We start from the raw sequence: 21,326 nt of genomic DNA, 5'->3' as shown, positions 1-21,326 counted from the left end.
TGTCACGACTGACTGACCGGCGCGGTGTCCTGGCCCGTCGCGCGCAGCCGGCCCTTGGCGAGCTTGCCGGTCGGGGTGCGGGGCAGCGCGTCCACGAACACGACCTCCCGGGGCACCTTGTACCCGGCGATGCGTTCGCGTACGTGGGCGAGGAGGCGGGCGGCGAGTCCGGGGCCGGGCGTCGCGTGCTCGGCTGCCTGGACGACGGCCCGTACCCGCTCCCCCATCTCCTCGTCGGGCACACCGACGACCGCGACGTCGGTGACGTCCGGGTGGAGGACGAGGCAGTCCTCGATCTCCTGCGGGTAGATGTTCACGCCGCCGGAGATCACGGTGAAGGCGAGCCGGTCGGTGAGGTACAGATAGCCGTCCGCGTCGAGGTGCCCGATGTCGCCGGTCGTCGTCCAGTGCGGGTGCACGGGGTGCTGGGCCTCGCGGGTGCGGCCGTCGTCGCGGTGGTAGCGGAAGGGGAGTTCGTCGCGCTCGAAGTAGACGACGCCGGTCTCCCCCGGGCCGAGCACCTTGCCCGCGTCGTCACAGATCCGCACCTCGCCGAGCAGACCGCCACGCCCGACGCTGCCGGGCTTCGCCAGCCACTCCTCGGGGCCGATGAACGTGATGCCGTTGGCCTCCGTCGACGCGTAGTACTCGTACAGGACGGGCCCCCACCACTCCATCATCCGCCGCTTGACCTCGATCGGGCAGGGCGCGGCGGCGTGGATGGCGACCTTCAGGGACGACACGTCGTAGGCGGCGCGCTCCCGCTCGGGCAGCTTCAGCATCCGTACGAACATGGTCGGCACCCATTGGCTGTGCGTCACGCGATGGCGTTCGATCGCGGCGAGCGCGCCGCGCGCGTCGAAGGCGTCCATGAGGACGACGCGCCCGCCGCACGCGAGGACCGTCCCGCAGAACCGCAGCGGCGCCGCATGGTAGAGCGGCGCGGGGCTGAGATACACGGTGTCCTCGTCGAAGCCGTACATGGGCTGGAACAGGAGCTGGTACGTGGACGGGTCCGTGCGGATGTCGCCCTCGGGCAGCGTCGGCTCGATGCCCTTGGGCCGGCCCGTGGTCCCCGACGAGTACAGCATGTCGGCGCCGCGCGGCTGCACGTCGGGCGGTACGGGACTGGCGGCGGCCAGCGCATCGGCGTAACCGCCGTCGTCGAACCGCAGCACATGCCCCACCTCCGGCACCGCCCGCGCCACTTGTTCCCCGAGCCCGCCGAGCGCCCCCGACACGATGAGCGCGCGGGCCCCGCAGTCCCGCACGATGTACGCGGCCTCGTCGGCGGTCAGATGATGGTTGACGGCGGTGAGATACAGCCCCGAGCGCAGCGCCGCCCAGTACACCTCGAACACGCGCGGGTCGTTGTCGGCGAGCAGCGCCAGATGATCCCCTCTGCGCAGCCCCACGCCCCGCAGATGAGCGGCGAGCCGCACGGAGTTCTCCTCCAGCGCGCCATACGTGAGTCGGGTGGAGCCGTCAGCGCTGACGACGGCCGTCCTGACGGGGTCGTACGCTCCCGGATACATGCGGGGACGGTACTGCGCACCCCCCGCGCCGCGTCAGGGGGCGTCACAGAAGTTCTGGAACGGGCGGCGCTCATGCCTGGATGCGATGACGGGACCGGGGGTTTGAGCACCACTCCCGGTCCCGCCCACCCCGCGCTGTTCGCGGGACGTCTCTTGGTGAGGGGCCCTCAACGAGCCCTCAGCGCGCCCTCAGCGGGCGACCTTGCGGTTGGCGCGGAGCCACTCCTTGTTCATGCTGGTGATGGAGAACAGGGGGATGCCCTTGGGGCAGGCGGTGGCGCATTCGCCGGCGAGGGTGCAGCCGCCGAAGCCCTCCTCGTCCATCTGCGCGACCATGTCGAGGACGCGGGTCTCGCGCTCGGGGGCGCCCTGCGGCAGCACGTTGAGGTGGTTGACCTTCGCGGACGTGAACAGCATGGCCGCGCCGTTGGGGCAGGCGGCGACGCACGCGCCGCAGCCGATGCACTCGGCGTGCTCGAACGCGAAGTCGGCGTCGGCCTTCGGCACCGGCGCGGCGTGCGCCTCCGGGGCCGCGCCGGTGGGGGCGGTGACGTAGCCGCCCGCCTGGATGATGCGGTCGAAGGCGGAGCGGTCGACGACGAGGTCCTTCACGACCGGGAACGCGGCGGCGCGCCACGGCTCGATGTCGATCGTGTCGCCGTCCTGGAAGGACCGCATGTGGAGCTGGCAGGTCGTGGTGCGTTCGGGGCCGTGCGCGTCGCCGTTGATGACGAGCGAGCAGGCACCGCAGATGCCCTCGCGGCAGTCGTGGTCGAAGGCGACGGGGTCCTCGCCCTTGAGGATGAGTTCCTCGTTGAGGGTGTCGAGCATCTCCAGGAACGACATGTCCTTCGAGATGCCGTCCACCTCGTACGTGGACATGGCGCCGTCGGCGTCGGCGTTCTTCTGGCGCCAGACGCGCAGGGTGAGCTTCATGCGTAGCTCCGCTGGGTGGGGTGGACGTACTCGAAGACGAGGTCTTCCTTGTGCAGGGCGGGCGCGGTGCCGGTGCCGGTGAACTCCCAGGCGGCGGCGTAGGAGAACTCCTCGTCGCGGCGCGCGGCCTCGCCGTCGGGGGTCTGCGACTCCTCGCGGAAGTGACCGCCGCAGGACTCGGCGCGGTGCAGCGCGTCGAGGCACATCAGCTCGGCCAGCTCCAGGTAGTCGACGATCCGGTTGGCCTTCTCCAGCGACTGGTTGAACTCCTCGCCGGTGCCGGGGACCTTGATGCGCCGCCAGAACTCCTCGCGGATCCGCGGGATGCGCTCCAGGGCGGTGCGCAGACCCTCGTCGCTGCGGGCCATGCCGCAGAACTCCCACATGAGTTCGCCGAGTTCACGGTGGAAGGAGTCGGGGGTGCGGTCGCCGTCGACGGCGAGCAGCAGGTTGAGCCGGTCCTCGGTCTCCGCGAGGACCTCCTGCACGACGGGGTGGCCGTCGTCGACCGGCTCCTCGTGGGGGTTGCGGGCGAGGTAGTCGTTGATGGTGGCGGGCAGCACGAAGTAGCCGTCGGCGAGGCCCTGCATGAGCGCGGAGGCGCCGAGCCGGTTCGCGCCGTGGTCGGAGAAGTTGGCCTCGCCGACGGCGAACAGGCCGGGGATCGTGGTCTGGAGGTCGTAGTCGACCCACAGGCCGCCCATCGTGTAGTGCACGGCGGGGTAGATCCGCATGGGGACCTCGTAGGGGTCCTCGTCGGTGATCCGCTGGTACATGTCGAAGAGGTTGCCGTACTTGGCTTCGACGGCCTTCCTGCCCATGCGGGCGATGGCGTCGGCGAAGTCCAGGTAGACGCCCTGTCCGCCGGGGCCCACTCCCCTGCCCTCGTCGCAGACGTTCTTCGCGGCGCGGGAGGCGATGTCGCGCGGTACGAGGTTGCCGAAGGAGGGGTAGATGCGCTCCAGGTAGTAGTCGCGCTCGTCCTCGGGGATGCGGTTCGGGGGCCGGTCGTCGCCCTTGGCCTTCGGCACCCAGATCCGTCCGTCGTTGCGCAGCGACTCGCTCATCAGCGTCAGCTTGGACTGGTGGTCGCCGGTGCGCGGGATGCAGGTGGGGTGGATCTGCGTGAAGCAGGGGTTGGCGAAGTAGGCGCCGCGCCTGTGGGCCCGCCAGATCGCGGTCGCGTTGGAGTTCATCGCGTTGGTCGACAGGTAGAAGACGTTGCCGTAGCCGCCGGAGGCGAGGACGACGGCGTCCGCGAAGTACGTGTCGATCTTCCCGGTGATGAGGTCGCGGGCGACGATCCCGCGCGCCTTGCCGTCCACGACGACGAGGTCGAGCATCTCGGTACGGGGGTGCAGTTCGACGTTCCCGGCCGCGATCTGCCGGCTGAGTGCCTGGTAGGCGCCGAGCAGGAGTTGCTGTCCCGTCTGGCCGCGCGCGTAGAACGTACGGGAGACCTGCACGCCGCCGAACGAGCGGGTGTCGAGCAGGCCGCCGTACTCGCGGGCGAACGGCACGCCCTGCGCGACGCACTGGTCGATGATCTCGACGGAGATCTGCGCGAGCCGGTGCACGTTGGACTCGCGGGCGCGGAAGTCGCCGCCCTTGACGGTGTCGTAGAACAGGCGGTGCACGGAGTCGCCGTCGTTGCGGTAGTTCTTCGCCGCGTTGATGCCGCCCTGCGCGGCGATCGAGTGGGCGCGGCGCGGCGAGTCCTGGTAGCAGAACTGCACGACGTGGTAGCCCTGTTCGGCGAGGGTGGCTCCGGCGCTGCCGCCGGCGAGGCCCGTGCCGACGACGATGACGGTGTGCTTGCGCCGGTTCGCGGGGTTGACGAGCTTCGCCTCGAAGCGGCGGGTGTCCCAGCGCTCGGCGACCGGCCCCTGGGGCGCCTTGGTGTCCTTCACGGGAGCACCAGTGGTGTAGTCCACGTAACGGGTCATGTGCTTCAGCTCACCAATCCGGTCATGACGCCCACGGGCACGGCGACGAAGCCGAGCGTGAGAGCGACGGCGAGGACGTTTCCCGCGGTCTTCAGGGCGCGGTCCCGCGTGCGGCTGCCGGCGCCGAGGGTCTGCGCGGCGCTCCAGAACCCGTGCTGCACGTGGAAGCCGAGGGCGACCATGGCGACGATGTAGATGACGTTGCCGTACCACGTGGAGAACGTGTCGATGATGTTCTGGTACGGGTGCAGGTGCTCGTAGCCGCCCGGGTGCACGGTGCCGGTCGTCAGGTCGAGGATGTGCCAGACGATGAACAGGCCGAGGATGATCCCGCCCCAGCGCATGGTGCGGGTGGCGTAGCTCGCGCGCGGCTTCTTGTGCACGTAGGCGCTGGGGCGCGCCTTGATGTCGCGGCGGCTGAGCTGGTACGCGGAGACGGCGTGCGCGACGACGGCGGCGACGAGGATGATCCGGACGATCCACAGGCCCCACTCGTGGTGCAGGACCGGGCTGCCCATGGTGCGCAGCCAGCGCGCGTAGTGGTTGATCTCCTCGGGGCCGAAGAAGATCTTGAGGTTCCCGATCATGTGGGCGACCAGGTAGAGCAGCATCACGAGGCCGCTGACCGCCATGACGGTCTTCTTGCCGAGCGTGCTGTCCCAGATCGTGCGCGTCATGGACGGGCGTCGGCCCGTCCGCGTTGCCAGAGCCATGTCACAAGACGCTAGGGCCATTGGACCCGATCGGTCCAAGACATGGTGTGGCTCATTTCCATAGGCGTTCCCTATCGACGGAACTATCCTGGCCGGCATGCAGTTCCAGCAGCTCCAGTACTTCGTCGCGGTCGCCGAGACCCGGCACTTCACGCGCGCCGCCGAGCTGGTCCACGTGGCACAGCCGTCCCTGTCGCAGCAGATCCGCGCGCTGGAGCGGGAGCTGGGGGTGGACCTCTTCCAGCGGGCCCGGGGCAACATCACGCTCACCGACGCGGGCGAGACGCTGCTGCCGCTGGCCCGGCGCATCCTCGCGGACGCGGAGACGGCGCGGCACGAGGTGCAGGAACTGGCGCAGCTCCGGCGCGGGCGGGTGCGGCTCGGGGCGACGCCGTCGCTCTGCACGGGCCTGCTGCCGGACGTGCTGCGCGCCTTCCACGACCGCTATCCCGGCATCCAGCTGCTCATCCAGGAGAGCGGCTCCCACGACCTCGTACGGGAACTAGCGCGCGGGGCGCTCGACCTCGCCCTGATCGTGCTACCGCTGCCGGCGCCGGCGCCCGCGCTGACGACCGTGGAACTGCTGCGGGAGGACCTGGTGGTCGTCTCCTCGCCGGGCGCGGGGCGGCCCGGGGGCGGGCGGGCGGCGGTGCGGGTGGCGGATCTCCAGGGCGAGCGGCTCGTCATGTTCCGGCACGGGTACGACCTGCGGGAGCTGACGGTCGCCGCGTGCCGGGCGGAGGGGTTCGAGCCGGACTTCGCGGTGGAGGGCGGGGAGATGGACGCGGTGCTCGGGTTCGTGCGGGCCGGTCTGGGGGTGGCCGTCGTTCCGGCCATGGTCGCGGCGCGGGCCGGGGCGGATCTCCGGGTGACGCCCTTGGAGCGGCCCGGGTTGCACCGGACCATCGCGCTGGCGCACCGGTCCGATGTGGCGCCGCCGCGGGCCGCGCGGGAGCTTCAGCGCCTACTTTTTGCGCGGGACACGTGACAGCTCGGGGCGCCTGGTCTCGTCAGCGGCCGCGGCCCGGTGGGGGCTGATCGCGCAGTTCCCCGCGCCCCTGAAATGCATGGCGCTTCGCGCCGCATTTCCCCGATCAAGGCGCGGGGAGCCTGTCATCCGGGGAAGGCGCGGCGAAGCCGCATGCCTTCAGGGGCGCGGGGCCGCGTCGATGTGCGGCTTCGCCGCGGGGCGCGACCAGCCCCCACCGGAGCGGCAGCCGGAATCCGGTGAACCGACGGAGTCAGCCCGTCGCGTCCGCCAGCGCCAGCTCGTGCAGCCGGTCCGGCGGCCCGGGCCGCGCGTAGTACCAGCCCTGCGCCGTGTCACAGCCCAGCTCCCGCAACTGCTCGGCCTGCGCCCCCGTCTCGACGCCCTCCACGGTCACCGCGAGGTCCAGACTGTGGGCGAGGGAGACGATCCCCTCCACGATCTTCAGGTCCACCGGGTCCGCCGGGAACTGCTGCATGCCCTGCGTGAAGGACCGGTCGAGCTTCAGCACGTTCACCGGGAGCCGCCGCAGGTTCGCCAGGTTCGAGTAACCCGTGCCGAAGTCGTCCAGCGCTATGTCCACGCCCATCTCGGAGAGCCTGCGCAACGGTTTCAGCAGATCGTCGTCCGCCCCGATCAGCGCCGACTCCGTCACCTCCAGGCACAGGGCGCCCGGCGCGAGCCCGGACCGCTCCAGGATGTCGACGGTGTCGGAGACGAGCCCGGGGTGCGTGAGCTGCATCGGCGAGAGGTTGACGTTGATCCGCAGGGGTCCGCCGTCGGCGTGGAGTTCCTGCCAGACGCGGGCCTGGCGCACGGACTCCTCCAGGACCCAGCGCCCGAGCGGCACGATGAGCCCGGTGTGCTCGGCGAGCGGGATGAACCGGTCGGGCCCGAGCACGCCGTGCTGCGGGTGCAGCCACCGTACGAGGGCCTCGGCGCCGTGCACGCTGCCGTCGTCGAGGTGGACGAGCGGCTGGTACTCGATGAAGAACTCGCCCCGGTCCAGCGCGGCGGGCAGCGCCGTGGTGAGCCCGTGCCGGGTGATGGCGCGCGCGTCGGCCTCGGGGTCGGCCAGCTCGTAGCGGTTGCCGCCCGCGGACTTCGCCCGGTACATGGTGATGTCGGCGCTGCGCAGCACCTCCGCCGGGCTGCGCTCGCCCGCGGGACCCTCGACGACGCCGATGGACCCGCGCACGGTCAGTTCGCGGCCGTCGATGCGGATGGGGGTGGCGAGGGCGTGCATGATGCGCCCGGCCAGCTCGTCCACCTCGGCCTCGGTGTCCTGGCCGGTGGTCAGGGCGACGAACTCGTCGCCGCCGAGCCGCGCGACCATCTCGCCGGGCGCGGTGGCGCACGCCTGGAGCCGGTCGGCGACCTCGACGAGGAGCCGGTCGCCGACCGCGTGGCCGAGGCTGTCGTTGATGGTCTTGAAGCCGTCGAGGTCGAGGTAGCACAGGCCGAAGCGGGTGCCGCCGCCCGCGCCGAGGACTTTTTCGAGGCGTTCGAAGAACAGGGTGCGGTTGGGCAGCCCGGTCAGCGCGTCGTGCGTGGCCTCGTAGCGCAGCCGCAGATTGAGGAGCCGGCGCTCGGTGGTGTCCTCCATGAGCGCCAGTTGGTACTGCGGCACGCCGTCCTTGTCGCGCAGCAGGGACACCGTGAGGTTGGTCCACAGGGCGGTGCCGTCGGGGCGGTGGAACGCCTTCTCGACGCGGTAGTGCTCGCGGTCGCCGCGCACCAGCTCGTGGTAGAGGTGCCAGACGTGCGGGGCGTCGTCGGGGTGGGTCCACTCGGCGACGTTGTGCCCGCGCAGCAGTCCCTCGCTGCCGCCGAACATCCGTACGGCCGCGTCGTTGACCTCCAGGATCGTGCCGTCGAGGTCGGCGATGCTGATGCCGATGGCGGCGCCGTGGAAGACGGCGCGGAAGCGGGCCTCGCTGGCGTGCAGGGCCTCGGCGACGGCGCTGCGGGCGTTGAGCGCGGCCCGGGAGATGGCCTCCTGCTCGACGAGGGTGCGCTCGCGCAGGGCGGCGGCGAAGCCGGCGGCGACGGCGTGCTGGATGCGCGAGCTGCGGGCCCGCAGGTCCTCCTCGCGCCCGGCGGTGTCGATGTCCTCGCCGCAGTACAGGACGAGGTAGGCGTCGATCACGTCGAGGGTGCGGCTGAGCGCGTCGGGGTCGGTGCAGTGCGCGCCGATCAGGGCGGCGCCGACCGCCCGGCCGGCCGCCGCGTCGTGGGCCCGCGCGGCGAGCCCGTCCCTCAACCGCCGTGCGAGCGGCAGGAGTTCGCCCTCGAACTCGGGCCGTGTCGCGGAGGTCGCCGTCACCGGGTAGATGGCCCGGCTCCATATCGTGGCGAACCTGCGCAGTCTGTCCTCCGGTCCGCCCGGCTCTCGGTTCACGGCTTGCGCCCCACTCCCACATAGCCCGCGAAGGTGTACGGGTCCTCGTCCTCGGGCGCGGTCTGCGGCCGCCAGACGGGCATCGGCACGATGCCCGGCTCGACCACCTCGTACCCCTCGAAGAACCGCTCGATCTCGGCGCGGCCGCGCGCGATGAGCGGGTTGCGGACGTCCTTGCGGTAGACGTCCGCCGCGCCGTCGGTCCGGTCGGCGGCGACGGGCATGTGCTCGTAGGAGGCGTGCGTCAGGATGAGCATGCTGCCGGGGGCGAGCGCCCGGGTGAGCGCGGCGACGGCGCCGCGCGGGTCGTCGGCATCCTCGATGAAGTGCAGGACGGCGACCAGGAGCAGGGCCACCGGGCGGTCCAGGTCGAGGAGTTCGCCGACCTCGGGGCTGTCGAGGATCTCCTGCGGCTTGCGCAGATCGGCGGCGACCACGGCGGTGTCCGTATTGCCTTCGAGTACGGCCCGGCTGTGCGCGACGGCGACCGGGTCGTGATCGACGTAGACCACGCGGGCGCCGGGGCTCGCCTGCTGGGCGACCTCGTGGACGTTGCCGAAGGTCGGGATGCCGGAGCCTATGTCGAGGAACTGGGTGATGCCCTCGCCGGCGGCGAAGCGCACGGCGCGTCGCATGAAGGCACGGTTCGCCTGCATGATCTTGGGCAGGCCCGGCAGGAACTCCATGGCCTTGCGGGCGGCTTCCCGGTCGACCTCGAAGTTGTGCGAACCGCCCAGGTAGTAGTCGTAGATCCGGGACACACTGGGCACCGTGATGTCGATGCCCGAAGGGGCCCAGGCGGGACGCTCCATCACTCTCTCCAAGGCGTAGGCGAGCCGGTGTTCGAGCAGAGGCTACTGATCAGCCGCCAAAGGAGCGAGTCAAAACGGAAATTGACCGTCCGTTCTCGGTCACTGCCTCCGGCACGTGCCAATTCACCGCGGCCCGAAACCACCCCGAAACCATCTCTTTCCCCACCGAAAAGAACCGGCCCGTTCCCGCACGTGACCGAGAGACGGACAGACGGGAACAGACCGGCGATCGCCAAATCCTTGAAGACTCTACTGGGGCCGCCCGGCGCGGCGCACCGGGCCCCGGCGGGCGGCTATCGCGCCGCCCTGACCGGCTTTCCGTCAGGAGTGGTCACGAACCATGTTCCGCCCACTCCCTGACCGTTCACGTCACCCGGCTTCTTGTCACCGTTAAAGGTATAGACCGGCCAGCAGTTCAGGGTCTGTTGTCGCGTTCCGTCGGGGCGCGTGAACGCCATGAATCCCTTCAGCGGAATGCCCTTCGTGTCGTTCTTGGCGACCGGGGCGAGAGCGGGCCACTTCGCCGCGCAGGCGCCTTCGCACCGCGACCTGATGGGCCAGGCCGAGTCCTTCACAAAGCGGTAGACGGTCCTTCCGCGCCGGTCGACGACGATCTCGCCGAACCGCGGGTCCTTCCGCGTCGACAGGCCCTTGAGCACGGCGGCTCCCTCGGCGGGCGCGGCGCCGGTCGCCTCCGGGGACACCGTCGGAGAGGACTTCGGGGACGCCTTCGCCCCGTCGGGGGCCGCCGCGTACCAGGTGCCGCCCGCGCCCTGGCCCTTGGCGTCGCCGGGCGCGGTGTCCTCGGCGTAGCGGTAGACGGGCCAGCCGCCGAGCGTCAACTGGCGGGTCCCGTCGGCCGCGGTGACCGAGCCGAGCCGCGCCGCGCTGATACCCGGGGCGGTTTTCGCGCCGCTCGCGGGGACGGCGGGCCACGCCTTGAGGCAGGCGGTGTCGCAGCGGGAGGCGGGGGGCCGGGCGCTGTCCTTGTCGAAGCGGTAGAGCGTGAACCCGGCGCTGTCCGTGACGACATCGCCGAGCTTCTTGCTGTGCCACACGGCGAGTTGACCGGCCTTCGCGGCACCGGCGGCGGCCTTGCCCGGTGACGCGCCCGCGCCGGCGGTCCCGTAACCGCCGGAGCCGTATCCGTCGCCGCCGCCTCCGGAGCCGTATCCGCCTTGTGCCGCGGCCGCGTTGCCCACGTTCCGGCTGTTCGCCGCGCCGTTCGCGCCGCCGTCGCCGCATGCCGTCGTCAACGCCAGTACGGCCGCGGCCACCACCGCGAGCGAGGCGCTCCGCCACGAGGTCTTCATCGTCAACTCCCGCTGATCCCTTGTGTGTTGCCCGGGCCGGGACCGGTCCGCGCATGGCCAGGGGTACGGGCGCGGACGCCTCGCGCGTTCAACACGGCGCCGCTTTTCTTACCCGGACGGGCGACAGCGGGCCCCGCAAACCTGCCAGGGGCCCACTCCGCTCGTTCGGAGTAACCGCCGCGCAGCATCGCCCGCGGCGTGCCACGTGCGCCCATGATCTCCGTCGTGCAGCGAACCAAGCACGCCAGGTCCGTCCTGGTCACCCGGGTCCTCGCGGTCGTGGTCACCGCCTGGCTGTGCGGCGCCCCGGCCGCCGCGGCGAGCGTCCTCGCGCCGCTCGACGCCTGCGCGTACGCCTCGGTCGACGGGGGTGCCGGCGGGGGCGCGGTGGCGATCGCCGGTGACGGCGAGTGCAGCGCGGGGCCGACCACTCCCCCGCCCAAGAAGCCGACGCCGAAGCCGCCCCCGCCCACACCGGCACCGCCGCCTCCCCCGCCACCGCCTCCGCCGCCGCCGTCCGCGCCGAAGCCCGCTCCGCCGGCCCCCAAGCCCGTACCGAAGCCGACGCCGACGCCCAAGCCGACGCCTCCGCCGAAACCGGCGCCCGCACCGAAGCCGACCCCGAAGCCGAGCATGCGGCCCACTCCGCCGCCGAAGCCGAAGCCCGTGCACTACCCCGCCTACCGGCCGGCCCGGCACTCCGCGCCCCCGCGCGGCGGCCCCTCCCTGGTCACGCTCACCCTGCTCATCACCGCACCCGCGGTGCTCGCGGTCGCCGCTCTGCGCCCCCGCTGAACCCCTGTGGAGTTACCGATGTCGGAATGGCTTGTTCTCGCCCTGGCGATGGTGCTCGTCTGCGCCGTCGTGCTCATCGTGCTGGTGCTCCAGCAGCGCAGGATCCGCGAGGACGACGACCCGAGCGAGACCCCCGACGTCATCGAGTACATGACGATGATGATCGGCGTGGTCTACGCGATCGTCCTGGGTCTGGCGATCGCCGGTGTGTGGGAGGCCCGCAGCGCCGCCCAGGACCATGTGCGCGACGAGGCCCAGGCGCTGCACGAGATCCACGAACGCGTCCGCGTCTACCCGGCGCCCGTACGGGACCGCATCCGCGCGGATGTCGACACCTATGTCAGCCATGTGGTGACCACCGAGTGGCACGCGATGAAGACGAAGGGCGAGCTGACGAAGAAGGGCACGGACCTCTTCGACAAGGTGCGGCACGACGTGACGGACTACGTGCCGAAGGACGACTTCGAGGCGCAGGCGTACCAGCCGCTGCTCGACCAGGTGACGGCGGCCGACGACGCGCGCAACGCGCGCGCCGACTCCACGGGGGCCACCATGCCGGGGGTCGTCTGGTTCGGGCTGATCGTCGGCGCGCTCGTCACCATCGGCATGATCTTCGCGCTCCAGATCCGCCGTACCGCCCGGGAACTGGTCCTCGCCGGACTCTTCTCGTCCCTGATCGCGTTCCTGCTGTTCCTGATCTGGGACTTCGACGCGCCCTACAGCCGGGGGGTCGCGGCGACCGCCGAACCGTTCCTCATGCTGTTCCCGCACGCCCACTGACAGCGCTCCGCACACCGGCGCCGGGCGGCCCCGGCGCGCCGGGTGGTCGCCTGACCGGCCCAAGGAAGTGCCCCGTTCGTACGACCCCGATAGCGGGCGAACGGGGGCACTCCTTAGCGTTTCGGGCATCGAGGTGCCTGTCCCCAGCGTGCGGAACCGGTCCGCCGCCGCCCCTCGTGGACCCGGAGGAATCACATGCACGCGATACGCGTCGCCTCGGCCGCCGCGCTCACCGCCGCCGCCCTCACCCTGGCCGCCCCGCCCGCGCTCGCCGACGACTCGGACTCGGACGGCTTCCAGGTCAGCGTCACGCCGACCACGATCGCCGCGGGCGGGCAGGTCGTGCTCTACGCGAGCGGCTGCTCCGGGCAGACGTCCGTGTCCTCCGGGGTCTTCGACACGGTCCACATCAAGCCCAACCGGGGGTCGGCCACGGCGGGCGTCGACTGGGACGCCAAGCCGGGCGCGGTGTACTCGGTGCGCTTCACCTGCAACAACGCGACGCGCGATGTGCAGCTCACCATCGCGGGCGGCCGACCCGAGAACACGGCCCCGCCGGTCCACCACGGCGTGCGGGCCGGGGTCGGCGGCTCGATCGGCGGCTTCGACGGCCGCGAGATCGGCGTCGGCGCGGCGCTGATCGCGGGTGCGCTCGGTACCGCGTACGTCCTGATGCGGCGGCGTACGGGCGACGGCGGCGCCTGACCCCTCGCACCGCAGGCGCGCCGGTGCCCGAGGACCCCCGGGGTTCTCGGGCACCGGCGCGTCCGCGTGCGCGCGTGCTGCGCGGGCCCCGGGAAGGGGGCCGGCGGCCTGCGGGTCGCCGGGGCGGTCAGTCCCTGCCCTCGACACGGCGGCGCAGCCAGACGAGGCCGCCGCCGATGACGGCGGAGCCGACGAGCGCGCCACCGATGGCCATGTCGGCGCGGGTGGCGCCGGTGTGGGTGCTGCCGCCGAGGCCCGCGCGGACGGGGCCGGCGAGTACGGTGACCGCGGCCGGGGTGGTCGTCGCCGATCCCTGGCAGATCACGGTGAGGTCGTGGGCGCCGGGCCGGGCGTCGGCGCGGACGGTGGCGGTGGCGCTCGCGGATCTGCCGTCGGCGGCGGCGCCGAGCGCGACCGAGCCGAAGGCGTCCGAGCGTGCCGTGCCCCCGTCCTGGCAGCGCGTCTCGTCCACGGTGAGGGTGAGCTGTCCGCCACGCGGCACGGCACCGGACCCGACCGGGGCGACCGGAGCAGCCGGGACGGCCGGAACGGCCGGGGGCGCGGCGGCGGACGCGGCTGCGGGCGCGGCGAGGCCGAGGGCAGCGGCCAGGGCGGCGGACGCCGCCAGGGCACGGGTGGTACGCATGGAAATCCTCCGCGGAAGGCGCTCCCGGGGAAGGGACCCCGGGAAAGTCGGCGGGCACGCCTCCCCGACGAAGCGTCAGACGCCGTGCGCGCGCCCGCACTTCGGGGCTCGGCCGTACGGTCGAGCGGACCCGCCGGGCCTCCGCGCGCGGGGCGTCATAGCCGCAGGTCACGGCCCGTCAGAAACGTTGTGCGCGCCACGACTCATATGGCGCACCGGCCGACTCGTGCCGGGCCCGCGTCCCCGCACCGGTCCGCCCGTGCGGAGCCCGCGTCCCCGCGACCGGTCCGCCCGTGCGGAGCGCGCCTCCCCGCGCCGGTCCGCCCGTGCGAGGCGCGCGTCCTCGCACCGGCCGACTCGTGCTGGGCGCGCGTCCCCGAGCCGGTCGGCCGTCCGCGGGCGCGTGCCACCCGTTCGCCCTTGTCCCGTCGCCGCGTGGGCCCGCCCGCTTTAGCGTTCTCGTACGCGCGCCGGCGGCGCCTTTTTCGAAGGGGATGAGGAATGTCCGACGCGAGGTTCGCGGGTGCTGAGCGGTCGGGGAAGCGGGCGCCGTGGGGCGTGATCGCGCTCGTGCTGCTGACGGGTCTCGCGCTGATCCGGAACGGGTCGGGAGAGTTCGACTCCGGTCCCCCGCAGCCCGCGTCGGCCGCCGCGGCGGACAGCTCCGGACGTGCGCCGGCGCCGTCCAAGGCGGGGGCTTCGCTGGGCTTCTCGCAGGTGGAGCGGGTGCGTATCCCGGCGATCCGGGTGGACGCGCCGGTCGCCGAGGTCGGTCTCGACGCGCAGGGCTGGGTGCAGGCGCCGCCGCCCGAGGACCCGAATCTGGCGGGCTGGTTCACGGGCGCGGTCTCCCCGGGCGAGCGCGGCACGGCGGTGATCGTCGGCCATGTCGACAACATGCTCGGGCCCGCCGTGTTCTACGGGCTCGGTTCGCTGAAGAAGGGCAATCACATCGAGGTGCTGCGCCGGGACGGGAAGACGGCCGTGTTCGAGATCTACGGCATCCAGGTCTTCGAGAAGGCGCGCTTCCCGGGCAAGCGGGTCTACGGGGCCACGGGCGCGCCGGAGTTGCGGGTCATCACGTGTGGCGGCGGCTTCTCCAAGCGCGGCGGGTACGACGGGAACGTGGTGGTCTTCGCCCGGCTGACCTCGACGCGCTGAGCGCCGGGCGGCCGGGCGCGGGGGCGGGGGCGGAGGCAAGGAGAGCAGGCGGCGCGGAGGGTACGGGCGGACCGCGCCGAGGGGCCGCCGGAGCCGTCCGTTAACCTCGGCGGCGTGACGCATCACCCTCCCCACCAGTTCGAACGCGGCACCGACGGGCCCAAGGTGATCCTGGCGGGGGTCGACGGCTCGGAGTCCTCGTTCCGCGCCGCGGCCTACGCCGCCGGTCTCGCCCGCCGCCAGCGCGCCCTCCTCGCCGTCGTGTACGTGCAGCCCGTCCTCGCGGGCGGCGCGGCGCTCGGCGTACCGGTCGCGGAGACCACCGAAGAGATCGCTTCGGGGCTCATCGCCGAGATCCGCGAGTCGGCGGAGCGGGTGAAGGACATATACGACGTGCGCTGGGAGTTCCACACCTTCCGCGGCGATCCGTACAGCGGCCTGGTCACGGCCGCCGACGAACTGAAGGCGGACGCGGTGGTGGTGGGCGCGTCCGAGCAGGCCGGGCACCGCATCGTCGGCTCGGTCGCGGTCCGGCTCGTGAAGGCGGGCCGCTGGCCCGTCACGGTGGTGCCGTAGCGGCCGTCGCGTCCCCGCGCGATCCCCTCAGGCGTGCCTTCTTCCGTCGCCGCCGTCGCGGGTGCATCATGATCGGCCGTCAGCCGTCGCGTCTGCGAAGAGGTGTGTCATGGCCGTTCCCCCCAAACTGCGGATGGGCGAGGGCGTTCTGCGCCGCAAGCCCATCGAACAGATCGAGGACACCGAGAGCGGGGCGGGCGGCGGATCGCAGCTCACCCGCTCGCTCGGCCTGTGGCAGCTCACCGCCATCGGTGTCGGCGGCATCATCGGCGCGGGCATCTTCACGCTCGCGGGCACGGTCGCCAACGGCACGGCCGGGCCCGCCGTCCTCATCTCGTTCCTCATCGCGGGCGTGGCGAGCGCGGCGGCGGCCCTGTCGTACGCGGAGTTCGCGGGGCTCATCCCGAAGGCGGGGTCGGCCTACACGTACGGCTACGCGGTCCTCGGGGAGCTGGCCGGCTGGTTCATCGGGTGGGACCTGCTCCTGGAGTACACGGCGATCGTCGCGGTCGTCGCCATCGGGATCTCCGGCTACTTCAGCTTCCTGCTCGGCGAGATGGGCCTCGACCTGCCGAAGTGGATGCTGGGGGCGCCGGGCACGGGCTCCGGGCACAAGGTGGACCTGTTCGCGGCGGCGCTGTGTCTGCTGATCGCGTACCTGCTCAACCAGGGCATCAAGAACGCGGCGCGGTTCGAGACGGTCGTCGTGGTGCTGAAGGTCGTCGTGGTGCTGATCGTCATCGCGGTCGGCTTCTTCCACATCAAGACGGGCAACTACCACCCGTTCTTCCCGTTCGGGGTGAGTGGCGCGTTCACGGGCGCGGCGACCGTGTTCTTCGCGGTCTTCGGCTACGACGCGATGTCGACCGCCGCCGAGGAGTCCAAGGACGCGCAGCGGCACATGCCGAAGGCGATCCTGTACTCGCTGGCGATCTCGATGGTGCTGTACGTGCTGGCGTGCCTGGTGCTGACGGGGATGCAGAACTACAAGGACATCGACCCGGAGAGCGGGTTCTCGACGGCGTTCAAGTCGGTGGGGCTGAGCGGACTCGCGGACGTGATCGCGGTCGGCGCGATCATCGGCATCCTGACCGTCATGTTCACGTTCATGCTGGGGGTGACCCGGGTGTGGTTCAGCATGTCGCGTGACGGGCTGCTGCCGAAGTGGTTCGCCAAGACGCACCCGACGCGGCACGTGCCGACGCGCGTGACGTGGATCGTCGGCGCCTGCTCGGCCGTCATCGCCGGGTTCCTGCCGATCGGCGAGGCCGCCGAACTGACCAACATCGGCATCCTGTTGGCGTTCGTCGTGGTGTGCGTCGCGGTGATCGTGCTGCGCTACCGCCAGCCGGACCTGCCCCGCACGTTCCGCACGCCGGGCATGCCGGTGGTGCCCGCGCTCGGCGTCGTGTTCTCGCTGTGGCTGATCACGTTCCTCCAGTGGCAGACGTGGGTGCGCTTCGCCGTGTGGTTCGTGATCGGCCTCGGCATCTACTTCGGCTACTCCTACAAGCGTTCGGAGCTGGCGAAGACCCCGCCCGCCGGCTCCTGAGGCCGGACGCCCGCCGTTCGGCGCACCGTTCACCGAGGGCATCGGCCCGCCTGCCGCACGGGCGCGTGTCTCCCCTGGGCGGGCGCGGCGGGCTGCGCTGCCATACCGGCATGACGACGCCGCTCACGACACGCACGACACCGGAGGAGGACCTCGCGCAGGTCCAGCGGGAGCACGGCGGGCCGCTGTTCTCGTTCCTGCTGCGCCTGTGCGACGGCGACCGGCAGCGCGCGGAGGATCTCGTACAGGAGACGTACGTACGGGCCTGGCAGCATCCGGAGGCTCTCGACGCGGCGTACGACTCCGTGCGGCCCTGGCTGTTCACCGTCGGGCGGCGGCTCGCCATCGACGCCCGGCGGGCCCGGCTCGCGCGCCCCGCCGAGGTGGGCGACGCGCTGCTGGAGCACGCGCCGCTCTGCGCGGACCACGCGGAGCGCTCCGCCGCCGTGCTCGACGTGCGCGAGGCGGTCGCCGGCCTGAGCCCCGAACACCGCCAGGTGCTCCTGGAGGTGTACTTCAAGGGGGCGAGTGTGGCGGAAGCCGCACACGCGCTCGGCATCCCCCCGGGTACGGTGAAGTCCCGCGCGTACTATGCGTTGCGCGCGCTGCGCAGAGTCCTTCCGGGGTACGCCCGCGACCTGCGGTGAAACCGGGAGCCGGGTCAAGTGTCGGCAAAGCGCCTTGCCCGGTGCGCCGTTTCCTCGGTTGAGTGATCCGCTGTCCTCCCCGCCGAGCGGCACAGGCGGGTACCGGGGGCCGGCGCAGCGCACGGACCGGAGGAAGGCAGGAAGGCATGATGTACGGGAGCCAGGGCGGCGTGTCCGGATCGGGTGCCGACGGCGGTGAACTCGTCGTCCCCATGGCGTGGTTGTACGCGGAGTACATCGCGGACGAACTGCTGCGCACCGGCGATCTGATGCCGCCGACGTCCTTCGAGTTCCGGGCCGGGCGTGACGCGCTGGCCCTGACGGTCTTCCTGTCCGACTCGGGCGACGAACTGTCCGGCATCCGCGTGGTGTCGCAGTTGGAGACGTGGCTGTCGCTGACGGCGTACGACCAGCCGTGGCAGTCGTGGGTGCGGGAGCGGCTCGCGGAGCGCCGGACGCGGGCGCGCCGGGGCGGGGCACGGCCGGTGGATCTGGAGCTGGCGGAGGCGGCCTGGAGATGGCTGGAGGAGACCGAACTGCTCGCCCCCGACCTCGACGCCGTGCCGGTGCCGGACGAGGAGGACGGGCCGCAGGTGTGGACGCCCGCCTGGCAACTCGGGCTGCCGCTCGGCCACTTGGCGATCTCCCTGTTCTGACGTCCCGTACGGGCAAGGGCTTCGTCAGGACGCGTGGACGCCGGGCCGGTACTTCGGGATGCGCACGGTGATCTTCATGCCCGCCCCCTCCCCCGTCTCGATCACCAGGCCGTAGGCGTCGCCGAAGACCTGCCGCAGCCGTTCGTCGACGTTCGACAGGCCGATGCCGTGGCCGGTGCCGCCCTCGCCGCGCAGCACCGCGCGCAGTTCGCCGGGGTCCATGCCGACGCCGTCGTCCTCGATGACGACCTCCGCCTCGGCGCCCGCGTCCGACGCCCCGATGCGGATGTGGCTGCGGGTGGCGGCGCCCTCCAGGCCGTGCTTGACGGCGTTCTCGACGAGAGGTTGCAGGCACAGGAACGGCAGCGTCACCGGCAGCACCTCCGGCGCGATCCGCAGCGTCACCCGCAGCCGGTCACCGAAGCGGGCGCGGACGAGCGCCAAGTACTGGTCGATGGAGTGCAGTTCGTCGGCGAGCGTGGTGAAGTCGCCGTGCCTGCGGAAGGAGTAGCGGGTGAAGTCGGCGAACTCCAGGAGCAGTTCGCGGGCGCGCTCGGGGTCGGTGCGCACGAAGGAGGCGATGGCCGCGAGCGAGTTGAAGATGAAGTGCGGCGATATCTGGGCCCGCAGCGCCTTGATCTCGGCCTCGATGACCCGGGTGCGGGAGCGGTCGAGTTCGGCCAGTTCGAGCTGGACGGAGACCCAGCGGGCGACCTCGTCGGTGGCGCGGGCGAGGACGGCCGACTCGCGGGGCGCGTAGGCGACGACGGCGCCGAGCACCTGCCCGTCGGCGACCACGGGCGCGGCGACGGCCCAGCGCAGCGGGCAGTCGTCGCGGGCGCAGCCGCAGGCGAAGGCGACGCTGCGGCCGCCGCCGGTCAGCGCGGGCGCGAGCCGGCCGAGGACGTGTGGGGCGTGCGCGTGTTCGCCGGTGCCGTCCCAGGCGAGCACGGCCGCGCGGTCGGTGAGCGCGAGGGCGTCCGTGCCGAGGAGCGTGCGCAGGCTGCGGGCGCTCTTGCGGGCGGTGTCCTCGGTCAGCCCCGCGCGCAGGGCGGGGGCGGCGAGGGACGCGGTGTGCAGGGTGGCGAACGTGGCGCGCTCGACGGGGGTGCCGAGGTCGCTGCGGCCCAGGGGGTGGGCGGTGCGCCGGCCGAGCCAGAATCCGGCGGCGAGCAGCATCGGGCACAGGGCGATCAGGGTCGCGGTGACGGCGCCGCTCACCCGGGTGTCCCCTCGCGGTCGGCCCGCGCGGCGCGGCCCATCGCCTCCGGCAGATGCAGCCGCGTCAGGGTGGCGGCGGTGTGCGGCGGGACGGCGTGCGGGGTGGCGAGCGACACGAGGATCATGGCGAGGAACCCGACGGGCACGGACCACACCGCGGGCCACGCGAGCAGGGTGTGCAGCCAGCCGTACGGGGCGGCGCCGAGGACGGTGGACGTCACCGCGATCAGCGCCGAGCCGCCGCCGAGGAAGAGGCCCGCGAGGGCGCCGGGCGGGGTCAGGCGCCGCCACCAGATGCCGAGCAGCAGCAGCGGGCAGAACGAGGACGCGGAGACGGCGAACGCCATCCCGACCGCGTCGGCGACCGGTACGCCGTCGTCGAGGAGGGCGCCGCCGAGCGGGACGGCGACCGCGAGCAGCACGCCGAGCCGGAAGTGCCGTACGCCGCGCCGGGGCAGGGCGTCCTGGCTGATGACGCCGGCCACCGCCATCGTCAGACCGGACGCCGTGGACAGGAACGCGGCGAAGGCGCCGCCCGCGACGAGTGCCCCGAGCAGGTCACCGCCGACCCCGCCGATGACCCGCCCGGGCAGCAGCAGGACGGTGGCGTCGGCGTCCTGGGCGGCGACGAGTTCGGGCGCGTACAGCCTGCCGAGCCAGCCGTACAGCGGGGGCAGCAGGTAGAACGTGCCGATGAGGGCGAGGACGACGACCGTGGTGCGGCGGGCGGCACGGCCGTTGGGGCTGGTGTAGAAGCGGACGACGACGTGCGGCAGGCCCATCGTGCCGAGGAACGTGGCGAGGATCAGCCCGTACGTGGCGTACAGGGGGTGGTCGGCGCGGCTGGTGGCCAGCGGCGAGCCCGAGCCCACGCCGGCGGGCGGCAGTCCGGCGGCGGGCGGGCCCGCGGGGGCGCCGCCGCTCGCGCCGCGCCAGGCGAGGAGCAGGAAGAACGCGGGCACGAGCAGCGCCGTCAGCTTCAGCCAGTACTGGAACGCCTGCACGAAGGTGATGGAGCGCATGCCGCCCGCGGCGACGGCGAGCACGACGACGGCGGCGACGAGCGCCCCGCCGAACCAGCGCGGCGCCCCCGTCAGCACGTGCAACGTCAGCCCCGCGCCCTGGAGTTGGGGCACGAGGTAGAGCCAGCCCGCGCCCACGACGAAGAGGCTGACGACGCGCCGCACCCGCGCCGACTCCAGCCGCCCCTCGGCGAAGTCGGGCAGCGTGTAGGCGCCCGAGCGGCGCAGCGGGGCGGCGACGAAGACGAGCAGGACGAGGTAGCCGGCGGTGTAGCCGACCGGGTACCAGAGCATGTCGGGGCCGTGCACGAGGACGAGCCCGGCGACGCCGAGGAAGGACGCGGCGGACAGGTACTCGCCGCTGATGGCCGCCGCGTTCAGGCGCGGTCCGACGGTGCGCGAGGCGACGTAGAAGTCGGAGGTGGTGCGGGAGATGCGCAGGCCGAAGCCGCCGATGAGGACGGTGGCGAGGACGACGACGGCGACGGCCGGTATCGCGTACGCCTCGTTCACGGCGTCCCGGGCGGCGGGGCGGCCCGCCCGCGCACGAGTTCGGCGAAGTCCCGCTCGCCCCGCTCGGCCCGGCGCACGTACCACCAGCCGACGACGACGAACACCGGGTAGCAGCAGACGCCGAGGACGAGCCACTGGACGGCCGGGCTGCGCAGCGCGCCGAAGAACAGCGGCAGGACGGCGACGGGCACGGCGACGACGGCGAACGCGGCGAGTCCGGTGCGCAGTTGGCCGCGCATGAGGGAGCGGACATAGGCGGCGCCGAGCGTGGTCTGCTCGTCGATCTCACCCTGGGCGCGCAGGCCGGGCGGCCCGGCGATGCCATGCGCGCGGCGCGGCTCCCCGGTCACCACCTGACGTCGTGGTTCGGACACGGGGGGAGTCTAGAGGGTGCGGTGGCGGTGTACG

General features: G+C 72.5%; 20 protein-coding genes. 9 read left to right on the top strand and 11 right to left on the bottom strand.

The genetic code is table 11. The features are described 5' to 3' along the window. Positions 1 to 2: 2 nt before the first annotated feature. From ACZ7LY_RS18295 to ACZ7LY_RS18280, 4 genes are all read right to left on the bottom strand, one after another. Positions 3 to 1,535 (bottom strand): acyl-CoA synthetase, encoded by a 1,533-nt coding sequence (locus ACZ7LY_RS18295; RefSeq protein ID WP_471625634.1) that lies wholly within the window; start codon positions 1,533 to 1,535, stop codon positions 3 to 5. Positions 1,536 to 1,724: 189 nt separating this feature from the next. Next, a complete protein-coding gene (locus ACZ7LY_RS18290) occupies positions 1,725 to 2,471 on the bottom strand; it encodes a succinate dehydrogenase/fumarate reductase iron-sulfur subunit (RefSeq protein ID WP_471625633.1) in 747 nt (248 codons plus the stop codon). Then, entirely contained in the window at positions 2,468 to 4,417 is a 1,950-nt protein-coding gene (locus ACZ7LY_RS18285) for a fumarate reductase/succinate dehydrogenase flavoprotein subunit (RefSeq protein WP_471625632.1), read from the bottom strand. The genes ACZ7LY_RS18290 and ACZ7LY_RS18285 overlap by 4 nt, the downstream gene beginning before the upstream one ends. A gap of 5 nt (positions 4,418 to 4,422) precedes the next feature. Continuing rightward, complete coding sequence (locus ACZ7LY_RS18280; RefSeq protein ID WP_471625631.1) at positions 4,423 to 5,130, bottom strand: succinate dehydrogenase; 708 nt, start codon at positions 5,128 to 5,130, stop codon at positions 4,423 to 4,425. A gap of 97 nt (positions 5,131 to 5,227) precedes the next feature. On the opposite strand from ACZ7LY_RS18280, the gene ACZ7LY_RS18275 reads away from it, so the two are divergent. Then, a complete protein-coding gene (locus tag ACZ7LY_RS18275; RefSeq protein WP_471625630.1) occupies positions 5,228 to 6,118 on the top strand; it encodes a LysR family transcriptional regulator in 891 nt (296 codons plus the stop codon). A gap of 253 nt (positions 6,119 to 6,371) precedes the next feature. On the opposite strand, the gene ACZ7LY_RS18270 is transcribed toward ACZ7LY_RS18275, so the two are convergent. The 3 genes from ACZ7LY_RS18270 to ACZ7LY_RS18260 all read right to left on the bottom strand — a co-directional run bounded on the left by ACZ7LY_RS18270 (position 6,372) and on the right by ACZ7LY_RS18260 (position 10,644). Beyond that, the gene (locus ACZ7LY_RS18270) at positions 6,372 to 8,519 is read right to left on the bottom strand and encodes a putative bifunctional diguanylate cyclase/phosphodiesterase (RefSeq protein ID WP_471625629.1); all 2,148 of its coding nucleotides are present in this window, start codon (positions 8,517 to 8,519) and stop codon (positions 6,372 to 6,374) included. Then, complete coding sequence (locus ACZ7LY_RS18265) at positions 8,516 to 9,331, bottom strand: SAM-dependent methyltransferase (RefSeq protein WP_471625628.1); 816 nt, start codon at positions 9,329 to 9,331, stop codon at positions 8,516 to 8,518. The genes ACZ7LY_RS18270 and ACZ7LY_RS18265 overlap by 4 nt, the downstream gene beginning before the upstream one ends. Positions 9,332 to 9,624: 293 nt before the next feature. Further along, entirely contained in the window at positions 9,625 to 10,644 is a 1,020-nt protein-coding gene (locus ACZ7LY_RS18260; RefSeq protein WP_471625627.1) for an SCO0930 family lipoprotein, read from the bottom strand. 225 nt (positions 10,645 to 10,869) lie between these two features. Between ACZ7LY_RS18260 and ACZ7LY_RS18255 the strand changes: the two genes are divergently transcribed. The 3 genes from ACZ7LY_RS18255 to ACZ7LY_RS18245 all read left to right on the top strand — a co-directional run bounded on the left by ACZ7LY_RS18255 (position 10,870) and on the right by ACZ7LY_RS18245 (position 12,924). After that, a complete protein-coding gene (locus ACZ7LY_RS18255; protein WP_471625626.1) occupies positions 10,870 to 11,439 on the top strand; it encodes a hypothetical protein in 570 nt (189 codons plus the stop codon). An 18-nt stretch (positions 11,440 to 11,457) separates the two neighbouring features. After that, a complete protein-coding gene (locus ACZ7LY_RS18250; RefSeq protein WP_471625625.1) occupies positions 11,458 to 12,219 on the top strand; it encodes a bestrophin-like domain in 762 nt (253 codons plus the stop codon). A gap of 195 nt (positions 12,220 to 12,414) precedes the next feature. After that, complete coding sequence (locus ACZ7LY_RS18245) at positions 12,415 to 12,924, top strand: hypothetical protein (protein WP_471625624.1); 510 nt, start codon at positions 12,415 to 12,417, stop codon at positions 12,922 to 12,924. Positions 12,925 to 13,051: 127 nt separating this feature from the next. On the opposite strand, the gene ACZ7LY_RS18240 is transcribed toward ACZ7LY_RS18245, so the two are convergent. Continuing rightward, entirely contained in the window at positions 13,052 to 13,570 is a 519-nt protein-coding gene (locus tag ACZ7LY_RS18240; protein WP_471625623.1) for a hypothetical protein, read from the bottom strand. A gap of 501 nt (positions 13,571 to 14,071) precedes the next feature. Between ACZ7LY_RS18240 and ACZ7LY_RS18235 the strand changes: the two genes are divergently transcribed. From ACZ7LY_RS18235 to ACZ7LY_RS18215, 5 genes are all read left to right on the top strand, one after another. After that, positions 14,072 to 14,731 (top strand): class F sortase, encoded by a 660-nt coding sequence (locus ACZ7LY_RS18235; RefSeq protein ID WP_471625622.1) that lies wholly within the window; start codon positions 14,072 to 14,074, stop codon positions 14,729 to 14,731. A gap of 114 nt (positions 14,732 to 14,845) precedes the next feature. Further along, positions 14,846 to 15,307, top strand: coding sequence for a universal stress protein (locus ACZ7LY_RS18230; protein WP_471625621.1), 462 nt, complete (start codon positions 14,846 to 14,848; stop codon positions 15,305 to 15,307). A gap of 109 nt (positions 15,308 to 15,416) precedes the next feature. Further along, positions 15,417 to 16,859 carry an amino acid permease gene (locus tag ACZ7LY_RS18225; protein WP_471625620.1) on the top strand — a complete coding sequence of 481 codons (1,443 nt, stop codon included), beginning with the start codon at positions 15,417 to 15,419 and terminating at the stop codon, positions 16,857 to 16,859. Positions 16,860 to 16,969: 110 nt separating this feature from the next. Beyond that, positions 16,970 to 17,506, top strand: coding sequence for a sigma-70 family RNA polymerase sigma factor (locus tag ACZ7LY_RS18220; protein ID WP_471625619.1), 537 nt, complete (start codon positions 16,970 to 16,972; stop codon positions 17,504 to 17,506). A 146-nt stretch (positions 17,507 to 17,652) separates the two neighbouring features. Further along, positions 17,653 to 18,162 carry a hypothetical protein gene (locus ACZ7LY_RS18215; protein WP_471625618.1) on the top strand — a complete coding sequence of 170 codons (510 nt, stop codon included), beginning with the start codon at positions 17,653 to 17,655 and terminating at the stop codon, positions 18,160 to 18,162. Positions 18,163 to 18,186: 24 nt separating this feature from the next. Here the strand turns inward: ACZ7LY_RS18215 and ACZ7LY_RS18210 are convergent, their stop codons facing one another. Genes ACZ7LY_RS18210 through ACZ7LY_RS18200 form a run of 3 tightly spaced genes read right to left on the bottom strand, consistent with a single transcriptional unit; the run spans position 18,187 to position 21,268 of the window. Next, positions 18,187 to 19,341, bottom strand: coding sequence for a sensor histidine kinase (locus ACZ7LY_RS18210; RefSeq protein ID WP_471625742.1), 1,155 nt, complete (start codon positions 19,339 to 19,341; stop codon positions 18,187 to 18,189). A 38-nt stretch (positions 19,342 to 19,379) separates the two neighbouring features. After that, positions 19,380 to 20,918 carry a sodium/solute symporter gene (locus ACZ7LY_RS18205; protein WP_471625617.1) on the bottom strand — a complete coding sequence of 513 codons (1,539 nt, stop codon included), beginning with the start codon at positions 20,916 to 20,918 and terminating at the stop codon, positions 19,380 to 19,382. Continuing rightward, positions 20,915 to 21,268 (bottom strand): hypothetical protein, encoded by a 354-nt coding sequence (locus ACZ7LY_RS18200; protein ID WP_471625741.1) that lies wholly within the window; start codon positions 21,266 to 21,268, stop codon positions 20,915 to 20,917. The genes ACZ7LY_RS18205 and ACZ7LY_RS18200 overlap by 4 nt, the downstream gene beginning before the upstream one ends. Positions 21,269 to 21,326 lie beyond the last annotated feature (58 nt).

This window comes from Streptomyces sp. NPDC107550 (assembly GCF_055639095.1).
The sequence above is the reverse complement of the archived record's forward strand: the minus strand, read 5'-3'. Positions and strand labels throughout refer to the sequence as shown.

Bases quoted from the DNA above. Each gene is read 5' to 3' on its own strand.
- ACZ7LY_RS18250 (WP_471625625.1), top strand. From the start codon at position 11,458: ATGTCGGAATGGCTTGTTCTCGCCCTGGCGATGGTGCTCGTCTGCGCC.
- ACZ7LY_RS18285 (WP_471625632.1), bottom strand. From the start codon at position 4,417: ATGACCCGTTACGTGGACTACACCACTGGTGCTCCCGTGAAGGACACC.
- ACZ7LY_RS18275 (WP_471625630.1), top strand. From the start codon at position 5,228: ATGCAGTTCCAGCAGCTCCAGTACTTCGTCGCGGTCGCCGAGACCCGG.
- ACZ7LY_RS18235 (WP_471625622.1), top strand. From the start codon at position 14,072: ATGTCCGACGCGAGGTTCGCGGGTGCTGAGCGGTCGGGGAAGCGGGCG.
- ACZ7LY_RS18225 (WP_471625620.1), top strand. From the start codon at position 15,417: ATGGCCGTTCCCCCCAAACTGCGGATGGGCGAGGGCGTTCTGCGCCGC.
- ACZ7LY_RS18260 (WP_471625627.1), bottom strand. From the start codon at position 10,644: ATGAAGACCTCGTGGCGGAGCGCCTCGCTCGCGGTGGTGGCCGCGGCC.
- ACZ7LY_RS18240 (WP_471625623.1), bottom strand. From the start codon at position 13,570: ATGCGTACCACCCGTGCCCTGGCGGCGTCCGCCGCCCTGGCCGCTGCC.
- ACZ7LY_RS18290 (WP_471625633.1), bottom strand. From the start codon at position 2,471: ATGAAGCTCACCCTGCGCGTCTGGCGCCAGAAGAACGCCGACGCCGAC.
- ACZ7LY_RS18220 (WP_471625619.1), top strand. From the start codon at position 16,970: ATGACGACGCCGCTCACGACACGCACGACACCGGAGGAGGACCTCGCG.
- ACZ7LY_RS18295 (WP_471625634.1), bottom strand. From the start codon at position 1,535: ATGTATCCGGGAGCGTACGACCCCGTCAGGACGGCCGTCGTCAGCGCT.
- ACZ7LY_RS18215 (WP_471625618.1), top strand. From the start codon at position 17,653: ATGATGTACGGGAGCCAGGGCGGCGTGTCCGGATCGGGTGCCGACGGC.
- ACZ7LY_RS18245 (WP_471625624.1), top strand. From the start codon at position 12,415: ATGCACGCGATACGCGTCGCCTCGGCCGCCGCGCTCACCGCCGCCGCC.
- ACZ7LY_RS18265 (WP_471625628.1), bottom strand. From the start codon at position 9,331: ATGGAGCGTCCCGCCTGGGCCCCTTCGGGCATCGACATCACGGTGCCC.
- ACZ7LY_RS18280 (WP_471625631.1), bottom strand. From the start codon at position 5,130: ATGGCTCTGGCAACGCGGACGGGCCGACGCCCGTCCATGACGCGCACG.
- ACZ7LY_RS18210 (WP_471625742.1), bottom strand. From the start codon at position 19,341: ATGCTGCTCGCCGCCGGATTCTGGCTCGGCCGGCGCACCGCCCACCCC.